This is a genomic window from Brevibacterium sp. UMB1308A, assembly GCF_030230605.1.
In the GTDB taxonomy this organism is placed as follows: Bacteria; Actinomycetota; Actinomycetes; order Actinomycetales; family Brevibacteriaceae; genus Brevibacterium.
Window position 1 is genome coordinate 1 of sequence record NZ_JASPDO010000043.1, and the last position, 9791, is coordinate 9791.

Sequence of the window (9791 nt, forward strand, 5' to 3'; positions counted from 1 at the left end):
GCCGCAAAACCAACGTAAACGAAAAGAGGAGACCACGAAGCCGTGGCCTCCTCTTTTCCATATTCAACACAAAAAGGGTAGGGCCTGACCCACTTACAGGTCAGACCCACAAACACATCACCGAAACAACGCAAAACGAGTGAAACGGCGCAATATTATGCACCGTTTCACTCGTTTTGCGCTGTATCTTAGGCGCAGTTGCCGAGTTAGTTCACTTTGACGTCATCGGGCAGGCTTGGGAACTTGATTTGGTACTGGATCATGCCTTTGTTAATACCTTTCACAATCACAGTTCCAAAGTAAGGGCGGTCTGGTGTCTTAAGCTCACAGCTCTGCGAGCCACGACCCTGGAAAACCTTGACGTCACCTAGACACTCAACTGCCGTTAGCTTCATGTTGTACTTGTTCTTCATGAGGTCATAAATGTCGTCTTCAATCGCGGCTTTAGGAATGACGCCATTGCCCTTGCTGTCGATCTTGACTCGAGTGTCTGAAGCTTTGTTCGAAGTGTCCTGGCTGTCGCTCGTTCCAGAATTCGAAGAACTGCCGCCCGATGAGCTTCCGCCAGTAGAGCTACTTCCCGAAGAACCGTTGCCCTGGCTACTGGTGCCACCGTTGCTTGAGCCCGAGGTTCCCTGTTCAGTTCCGCCATTGCCCTGAGGAGCGCTTCCCTGATCCGGCGCCGAACCTTGGTCAGGAGCAGTACCTTGATCGGGCGCAGTGCCCTGGTCGGGTGCTGTACCTTCGCCTTGAGGTTGCTGTTCGGTGCCTTGTCCTTCCTGTGGCTGGATCTGTTCACCCAACAGGCCACAACCGGTGAGTGAAAGTGACGTTGCAACTGCAACGGCAACAATGGTTGAACGAATGTGTAGCTTGTTCATCATCTGTTCTGTCCTCTCATGTGATGACTTGTATTGATTACTACGCTAGTCACCACCACTACGCATATGGGCGTGGGACAGTAGTCACCCAGATACACATGTGTCGAGACGATCACACGTGGTCCCGGAGAGCTTATGAATTGGGGGAGTGTCTTTCTAGGAACTCATACACTTCGGTCGAATCCACGCCGGGAAACACTCCAGGCGGCACGGCTGCCAGAAGTGACGAGTGTGTACGCGCTGACGGCCATGACGCCTCGGCCCACTTCTCCTCTAACCACTCAGGTGGCTTGCGACAGCAACTGGGGTCGGGGCACCACGACTTTGAACGAACCTCGGTGTCACGCCCTTCAAACCACTTGACGTGCGCGAACGGAACCCCCACGCTAATCGCGAAATCACCTGCGCCCGGCATGACACGTGCCGTGCACCAATATGTGCCTTCTGGGGTGTCAGTGTACTGGAAGTAAGGGCTAAACCTGTCGGCGATCGTGAACACCGTACGTGAACTGAACCGCTTGCACGCGTACTGCCCTTCAACCGCCCCAAGCGGATCAGTAGGGAACGGCAAGCCGTCATTGGAATACGCCTTGTGGACGGTTCCGTTGATGTGCACTTTCATGAAATGGACCGGCAAATCCAAGTGCTCTGTGGCCAGATTTGTGAACCGGTGGGCAGCTGTTTCGTAGCTCACCCCAAAATAGTCGCGAAGCTCCTCAATAGAAATTCGGCGATTTTTCTTCGCTGTTTGAAGGAACGGAACAGCGGCTTTTTCCGGAATCAGAAGGGCCGCGGCAACATAGTTGGCCTCCACGCGCTGGGTGAGGAAGTCTTGGTAGTCAGAAGGCGGTTTCTGCTCCAAGATTGCGGATGCCAGTGCAGTCAGCAAATTCGACCGGGGGTCTGTGCCCACCGCATCGTCGTTCGACAGATACAACCGCTTGTTGAGCGTGTCGGACAACGACCGTACTGACCTGGGCAAATCCGATACATAGTGCAAGCTAAAACCCAACCGGTCAGCAATGTGTGCCGCGTCCCTGCGGCTCAAAGGTCCTCCGTGATAGTCGATGTGTGCCAACACTTTCCGCGCCTGCTCTTCCAACTCCCCAAAGTAGTTTCCACGCGAACGCATCTTTTCGCGCAATAACCGGTTGGTTCGCCGGGCTTCTTCCGGTGTGGCGGCCCGTTTCTTCGTCATGTCGTGCAGGCTCCGTTGCAGCCCCACAATCGCCTCAAGTGCGTCGTTGGGAAGTGATTTCACGCGCACCGTGGGCAGGTTGAGTGAGGAGTACAGGGGTGATCGTTGCGCACGTTCGGCCTCCAGCTCTAACGCTTGCCGTTGTGAGACGGGCGTGGGGTCAAGGAGTTCGGCCGCCGAGGTGTCAAGCGCCTTGGCAAGTGCCGTCAGCACTGCGATGGAGGGCTCCCGCTTGCCTGATTCAAATGCTGATATTTGTGACGCAGCACGGCCCACTCTCTCGCCAACTTGTTCCAGCGTTAGGCCGTGTTCTGTGCGAAAGTGGCGAATTTTTCGCCCGATGCTGAGTGCGTCGGCAGTCCCTTGTGCAGTGGACTCAAAGTTCGCGCTTTCGGCGCCTGTTGTGTGTGCGCCAGGCCGGTGAGCGTGCGGCATGTGTTCTCCCATGAATCCATCTTAGTGTGACTGGAGCCACAGAAGTGACACATTCACGAAAAACAGAAAAATCGCGATTTTTTACTTGAGAAAACTCTTCTCACCCCCTTGTGCAGGGCGAATACTGGATTCACAACAACGAAAAATCTTGCGGCAACACCAAGCAAGACAACTCAAGTGAAAGCGAGACGCGATGACTAACGAACTCCACAACGCAGATGCAATCCGTAGCGACTGGGCAACCAACCCGCGCTGGTCCGGTGTCGCCCGTGACTACACGGCAGATGATGTGGTTAAACTGCGCGGATCGCTGATTGAAGAACACACTCTTGCTCGCCACGGTGCTGAGCGCTTGTGGAACCTAGTCCACTCGGAAGACTTCGTCAACGCACTCGGTGCCCTCACTGGTAACCAGGCAGTTCAGCAGGTCAAGGCTGGCCTCAAGGCAATCTACCTGTCCGGTTGGCAGGTCGCAGCAGACGCTAACCTTGCGTCCCAAACCTACCCAGACCAGTCCATCTACCCAGCGAACTCAGTGCCTGCTGTCGTGCGCCGCATCAACAACGCACTGATGCGCGCTGACCAGATTGAAACCTCGGAAGGCAACAAGTCTGTCGAAGACTGGTTGGCACCTATCGTTGCTGACGCAGAAGCCGGATTCGGTGGCGCGCTGAACGTTTACGAACTCATGCGCGGAATGATCAACGCTGGTGCCGCAGGTGTCCACTTCGAAGACCAGCTGGGATCCGAAAAGAAGTGCGGTCACCTGGGTGGAAAGGTGCTGGTGCCAACGGCACAGCACATCCGCACCCTCAACGTGGCCCGCCTGGCTGCCGACGTTGAAAACGTCCCCACCCTTATCATCGCGCGCACTGACGCGGAAGCGGCAACCCTGATCACCTCGGACGTGGACGAACGCGACCAGAAGTACCTCACAGGCGAACGCACAGCAGAGGGCTACTTCAAGGTCAACAACGGACTGCAGCCATGCATTGACCGCGGTTTGGCGTTCGCCCCGTACAGCGACCTGTTGTGGATGGAAACCTCCACACCAGACCTGGACGTGGCCCGCCAATTCGCAGAAGCGATCAAGGCTGAGTACCCAGATCAGATGTTGGCCTACAACTGCTCGCCGTCGTTTAACTGGAAGAAGCACCTTGACGACGACACGATTGCCAAGTTCCAGCGCGAACTCGGAGCCATGGGATACAAGTTCCAGTTCATCACCCTGGCCGGATTCCACGCACTCAACTACTCAATGTTCGACCTGGCACACGGCTACGCCCGCGAACAGATGAAGGCGTACGTCGAACTGCAGGAACGTGAGTTCGGCAGTGAAGAGCGTGGCTACACCGCCACCAAGCACCAGCGCGAAGTTGGAACCGGTTACTTCGACCTGGTCAGCACTGCGATCAACCCGCAATCCTCGACCACTGCGCTAAAGGACTCAACCGAAGCAGCTCAGTTCTAAACTGCTCAAACACCAGCGCAGTTAGTGACCATTCCAGCAACTGCGCACCCACTCTTCGAGGCGCCCGGTAGCCTGAGCCACTACCGGGCGCCTCGAACCACAAGGAGGCACAATGTTCACCGTCAACGGGCCACACATCTCCGGCGTCGACAACATCTTCACCCCCGCCGCGTGCGAATTTCTCGACGAACTCCACCGCGTGTTCTACGCGCGGCGACGCGAACTGCTTGCCGCCCGCAACGCCAGCCGAGGTGGTTTCGAAAACGGTGACCTCCCCACCTTCGACCCTGCCACCAGCGACATCCGCAGTGGGGACTGGAAGGTGGTTGGCACCTCGGGAGCGCCGGGACTCAAACGCCGCGTTGTGGAGCTGGCGACCCCGGTGGAGCCCCGGGAGGCCGCCAAATCCTGCAACTCCGACGCTGACGTGTGGATGGCTGACTTAGAAGACGGCATGGCCCCCACCTGGTCGAACATGGTGACGGCCCACGAGTGCCTCATGCGTGCCGCCCGCGGTGATTTCGCGTTCCAGTCGCGGTCGGGAAAAACCTTCAAAGCACGCAACCCGCACCCGCCCACGATGGTGTTGCGACCTCGGGGATGGAACCTCACAGAGGACCACCTGACCTGGACGGACGCGACCGGACGCGCGCACCCAGCTAGTGCGACCCTGGTGGACTTTGGGTTGTTTGTCTTCCACAACAGCCGGCCACTGCTCAAGCGCAACCACGGGCCGTACTTCTACCTCCCCAAGGTCGAAAACAGGCATGAGGCGCGCCTATGGAACAGTCTGTTTGAGCACGCGCAGGAGACTCTGGGGTTTGCCCGGGGGACGATTCGGGCGACGGTGTTGATTGAGTCGGTGACGGCGGCGTTCCAGATGGACGAAATCCTGTATGAACTGCGTGATCACGCGGTTGGCCTGGCGGCTGGGCGCTGGGATTACGTGGGGTCGCTGGTGACGCACTTTGGCCTGCGTGACGGGTTCACGGTTCCGCAGCGTGACGAGATTCGGTCGGATTCGCCGTTTATCCGCGCGTTTACGGACCTGCTGGTGAGCACGTGTCACCGGCGTGGGGCCCAGGCGTTGGGCGGGTTGAGTACGGCTGTGGTTGAGTCGGCACACTTGCCGGTTGCGGAGCCTCATGAGCGTGAGCGCGTGTATGAGGACAAGCTGGCCGAGGTGTCCGCTGGTTTCGATGGCACGTGGATCGCGCACCGGTCGCTGATCGACGTGGTGCGTGCGGCTTACGGTAAGGCGCGGGCTGACCGTGCTGCGGTTCCTGCGGCCGAGGTCGTTGCCACTGACCGTGTTGACCTGACTGAGCAGTTGCTCACGGTTCCTACCGGGGTGATCAGTGAAGAAGGTGTGCGGTGGAACTTGCGGGTGTGCCTGCACTACATCAATGCGTGGCTGCGGGGCGTGGGCAGTGTCGGTTACGACGGGTACGTTGAGGATGCGTCGACGGCTGAGCTTGCGCGATTGCAGCTGTGGCAGTGGACGCGCCAGGGCGTGACCTTGGAAGATGGGCGGATGTTGACGCGTGAGTTGGTGACGCGGTTCCTGGTGGAAGAGTTGGCGGTGCTTCCGCGCACCAATGCCGATCACTTTGACGAGGCTGAAGACTTCATTCACAGCGCGCTGCGCAGTGAAGGTGCGCCGGAGCCGTTCTATCCGGTCGCCTACCGTGATCACATGGTGTTTCGTGGGGCGTCGGTGCTAAACCCTTCGCGTACCAGCGCGCCCGGTGTTTCGCACGCTGCATAACGCGCGGGTGTGACACGATGTGTGCATGAACAGTAGCCAACCTTTACCCAGCACCCTGACACGCATTTCAGACCGGGCAAAGGTGGTGCGCCCGTTCTCTGTCATGAACATTCTGCAGCGAGTAGCAGAACTCGAAGCGCAGGGACGCGACATCATTTCCCTGTGCGTGGGTGAACCGCTGCAGGGTGCACCTAAAGCAGTTCGCACCCGCGCCGCTGACATCATGACCGACGGAACATCCCTGGGCTACTCACCAGCTGCCGGTATTCTGCCTCTACGCGAAGCCCTGTCCGGCCACTACAAGCGCTGGTACGGGCTGGACATTCCGGCCGAGCGGTTCTTCGTCACCACGGGATCCTCTGGCGCTTTCCTCCTGTCCTTCCTCGCGTGCTTTGACGCAGGGGACCGTGTGGCGTTGGCTCGCCCCGGCTACGCGGCGTACAAGAATATTCTGGCCGGCCTGGGTATCGAGGTCGTTGAGCTGGACTGCGGCCCCGACGAACGCTTCCAACCCACAGTCGAACTGCTGGACCAGGCGCACAGTGAAGGTGCGCTCGCGGGTGTCATGCTGGCCTCACCGGCGAACCCCACCGGCACCATGATCCCTGGTGAGCAGTTTGAACAGCTATCCAAGTGGTGCCACAGTCACGACGTTCGTATCATCAGCGACGAGATCTACCACGGCATCACTTTCACTGATTCGATTGGCGACTGTGCTCTGCAGTTCAACGACGACGCGATCGTCATCAGCTCATTCTCTAAGTACTGGGGCATGACCGGTTGGCGTTTGGGGTGGGCTGTTCTGCCAGAAAACCTTGTGGAGACAATCGCTGGTCTTGCCGGAAACTACGCGCTGTGTGCCCCGGTTCCGGCTCAGCACGCCGCCGTCGAAGCCTTTTCTGAATCCGCCTATGCCGAAGGTGAGGAGGCCCTGGCGGGGTTTGCTCGGGCACGTCAGAGAGTTCTGGACGCCGCTCCTTCGCTGGGTTGGCGTGACTTGGCACCTGCCGACGGCGCGTTCTACATGTACGGCCTGGTGGAAGACGTGCTGGGACCGTATGAAACGGCTACCCAGTGGTGTTCGGCGCTCCTTGAAACAGAGGGTGTCGCGGTGTCGCCTGGCCTTGATTTTGACAACGTTAACGGTGATAAGTGGGTGCGTATTTCCTTGGCAGCCGGGCCCGAGGCGGTTGCTGAGGCCCTGCGCCGCATCGCTAAGTTCCAAGCGGCTTATCTGACCGACTAAGACGCAAAGTGAGCGAAACTGCGCAATATAATGCGCAGTTTCGCTCGCTTTGCGCCGTTTCGTTTGGGTCGGGCGCCCAGTCTAGTTCGAGTGATTGAGCTCGTTGACGTGGGCCATTGCATCAAGAATGATGTGCGCGACGTGTTCGTCCATGAGTGAGTAGATCGCTTCGCGCCCATCGCGCTGCACAGAAACCAAGTGAATGCCACGGAGCACTTTGAGGTGCTGTGAGACTAGTGGCTGTGACAGCTCGGTGGCAATCACAATGTTGCTCACACTGGCTGGCCCGTGGGACAAAGTGAGCAGAATCTTCAAGCGCGACGGTGTAGCAAGAGCCTTGAACAGTTCAGCGGTAAGACTGATGTTCTGTTGCGACGAGAATTCTGATGGAATGTCGCAGTCACCTTCAGGGTGAATCTTGCTGACATCGACGGCTGTTTTTTCTGACATAGTGAGTAGTCTACTCGCGTGAAACATACGTGGAACAAACGCAGTGTCTCCCTGGCTCCCTTCCCCTAATAGGCGCCTGGGAGACACGTGCTTTATTCCACGAAGCGCGGGCTATTCCACCGGTCCTGCGTGATAGATCTTGGGTGCGTCGTAGTTTGCTTTGAGGGTTCGCCACGCCAAGTTCTCCCACTGGGCGTAACGGTCCGGGTACCCCGAGCGTTGCACGGCTTGGGCGGCATCATTCAGGCTCATCTTTTCCCAGCCTGGAATATCCAGTAGTCCCGCGTTCTTCACCTTGGGGTTCACCCCGTAAAAAGACTGAGCGGCAAACGTGCGCGTTTGGACTTCGTCTTCCGTTCCCCAGCCGTACTTGGGACGCTGCTGGAACAGCCCCTTCGAGTCCTTGTCGCCGTGATCCAGATTGTACATGTCGGATTCCTGGAACGCGGTCATCAACGCAATCTGAATTCCCCGGTCAGATACGTTGAACGCGCGTCCCACACCAATGATGATGCGGGCGTTTTCAATCTGGTCTTTATCCAGGTACGACGGCTGCGGAGGAAGCTGTCGCTTAGGTTCAGGTTTGGACTCAGGCTTTGCCTCGGGTTCCGGCGTCGCCTGCTTCTGAGGTGTGTTTTGAGGCTCAGGCTTCGTTTCGGGCTGCGAAACGTTGCTGTCCGTCGAGCTGGTGTTGTGGTCGTGTGCATTACCTGTCAGTGACGGTAGCGCCGACGCGGGAGCTGAAAAGAGGCCTACTGATACAACGCCTACAGCGATTGCAAGTGGCAATTTTGTCTTAAGCATATGTTCCTAAAAGTGGGAAGTGGGAGCATTTACTTGTTCGCCAAAAAGGATCGTAGTAGACATTTGCGTCAAATGATACACGCGAGCGTAATCAAACCGTTATAAATAATGCTTACATTGATGTGATTCCGCAGGTCACATAGCTATTGCCGTGTGTAGAAAAAAGTTAAAAAAAGTTTCAAAATGAACGCATATCGCGTGTCAGGCTTGCAAAAGAGCAATTCGCTACTTGGTGGACTCTGTGGGATCACCCGGAAACCACCTCGGCGGCGGTCTACTTTCCGTAGTGCTGAGCCAGGATCTTCAAACCCTGCTCGATACTCACAGCAGGCGTCCAGTTCAGCGCCTCGCGGGTGCGGCGCTGGTCAAACCAGTGCGCGGTCGACAATTGTTCGGCAAGGAAGTGGGTGAGGGGAGGTTCGTCGTCGTGCTCGGTGAGGTTCCACACGGTCTCAATCGCAGAACCTGCTGCCTTCGCGGCGCCCGCGGGGACGTGCAGGCGGATAGGGTCGGCGCCACCGGCCACCGCAATCCTGTTGAGAAGTTCGCCCACCGGCCGAGGTTGTCCATTAGTCACCACGAGCGCCTCCCCGTGCGTGTGGGGCACCACCTCAAGGGCCGCGAGGATCGCGTCTACCGCGTTGGTCGAATACAGCGTGTCAATCAGCGGAGTACCCGACCCCAAGATGGGGATACGGCCTTGCTTAGCGCGTTCAATGATGCGTTCGGTCAGCTGCGTATCACCTGGACCCCACATGAGGTGGGGGCGCAGCACAATCACGGGGAACGAATCAGAATCAGCTTCCAGTGCAATGATTTCGCCTTGGGCTTTTGTGCGCGCGTAGTCGCCGCGGGCTGTCTGTGGGTTAGCTGGTTGGGCTCCCTCCCCAATAATCGAGGAACCCGTATGCGCCACCGAAGGCGAAGAAATGTGGACAAAACGCTTCACGCCCGTAGCCTGGGCGGCTTCAACTACTGTGCGTGTTCCGTCGATGTTTACGCGGTCAAACTGGGCCGAATCACCCGCCATGGAGACTTTCGCTGCCAGGTGGATGACCGCCTCGGCGCCGGTGAGCGCACCTTCCACACACGCAGGGTCAGTGACAGATCCCAGTACGTCCTGCGCCCCGTCAACCCCGGACGGCCTGCGTTGCAAAGTGGTCACGTGGTGGCCCTGCTCAACGAGTGCGCGAGCAACGCCAGATCCCAACAGTCCAGAAGCGCCGGTGACACAAATTCGCATACCTCAAGCGTAACGGGTTGCGTGGTGGGGCCTGGATCGGGGGCTTGTGGGGAGTTCGTGCGTGGTAGAATCATTTGCATCATGATCAGCCCGTTGTCGTAGGACGCGGGCTGATTTTCATTTATGCAGGAGATGCGCATGGAGTACACAAAGAAGTGGCTACCCCTTGATGAGCAGGTGGAACGGCTAGTGAAGCGTGGCCTAGAGGTCGAGGACCCGGGGTTAATGCTCAAAATGTGTGTATGGGCCTGGCGTGTCAGGGGTGTCTTCCTGCCCATCCTTGTCGGAGTTTGAT

Annotated in this window: 8 protein-coding genes; 3 read left to right on the forward strand and 5 right to left on the reverse strand. The window is 57.9% G+C overall.

Features of this window, described 5'->3' with window-relative positions:
- Positions 1 to 206 precede the first annotated feature (206 nt).
- Positions 207 to 884, reverse strand: coding sequence for a hypothetical protein (locus QP868_RS11645; RefSeq protein WP_284926734.1), 678 nt, complete (start codon positions 882 to 884; stop codon positions 207 to 209).
- A gap of 130 nt (positions 885 to 1014) precedes the next feature.
- Complete coding sequence (locus QP868_RS11650; protein WP_284926735.1) at positions 1015 to 2526, reverse strand: helix-turn-helix transcriptional regulator; 1512 nt, start codon at positions 2524 to 2526, stop codon at positions 1015 to 1017.
- A 181-nt stretch (positions 2527 to 2707) separates the two neighbouring features.
- Here QP868_RS11650 and aceA point away from each other — a divergent pair, with 181 nt between their 5' ends.
- From aceA to QP868_RS11665, 3 genes are all read left to right on the forward strand, one after another.
- Positions 2708 to 3985, forward strand: a complete 1278-nt coding sequence (gene aceA / locus QP868_RS11655) for an isocitrate lyase (RefSeq protein WP_284926736.1) — start codon at positions 2708 to 2710, stop codon at positions 3983 to 3985.
- 112 nt (positions 3986 to 4097) lie between these two features.
- Complete coding sequence (locus QP868_RS11660) at positions 4098 to 5753, forward strand: malate synthase (RefSeq protein ID WP_284926737.1); 1656 nt, start codon at positions 4098 to 4100, stop codon at positions 5751 to 5753.
- Between the two features lie 25 nt (positions 5754 to 5778).
- Positions 5779 to 6999: a pyridoxal phosphate-dependent aminotransferase gene (locus QP868_RS11665; protein ID WP_284926738.1), complete on the forward strand. Its 1221-nt coding sequence runs from the start codon at positions 5779 to 5781 to the stop codon at positions 6997 to 6999.
- 81 nt (positions 7000 to 7080) lie between these two features.
- Here the strand turns inward: QP868_RS11665 and QP868_RS11670 are convergent, their stop codons facing one another.
- The 3 genes from QP868_RS11670 to QP868_RS11680 form a co-directional block, all read right to left on the reverse strand.
- A complete protein-coding gene (locus QP868_RS11670; RefSeq protein ID WP_284926739.1) occupies positions 7081 to 7449 on the reverse strand; it encodes an ArsR/SmtB family transcription factor in 369 nt (122 codons plus the stop codon).
- A gap of 111 nt (positions 7450 to 7560) precedes the next feature.
- Positions 7561 to 8253: a procyclic acidic repetitive family protein gene (locus QP868_RS11675; RefSeq protein ID WP_284926740.1), complete on the reverse strand. Its 693-nt coding sequence runs from the start codon at positions 8251 to 8253 to the stop codon at positions 7561 to 7563.
- 274 nt (positions 8254 to 8527) lie between these two features.
- Entirely contained in the window at positions 8528 to 9496 is a 969-nt protein-coding gene (locus QP868_RS11680) for an NAD-dependent epimerase/dehydratase family protein (protein WP_284926741.1), read from the reverse strand.
- Positions 9497 to 9791: the final 295 nt, after the last annotated feature.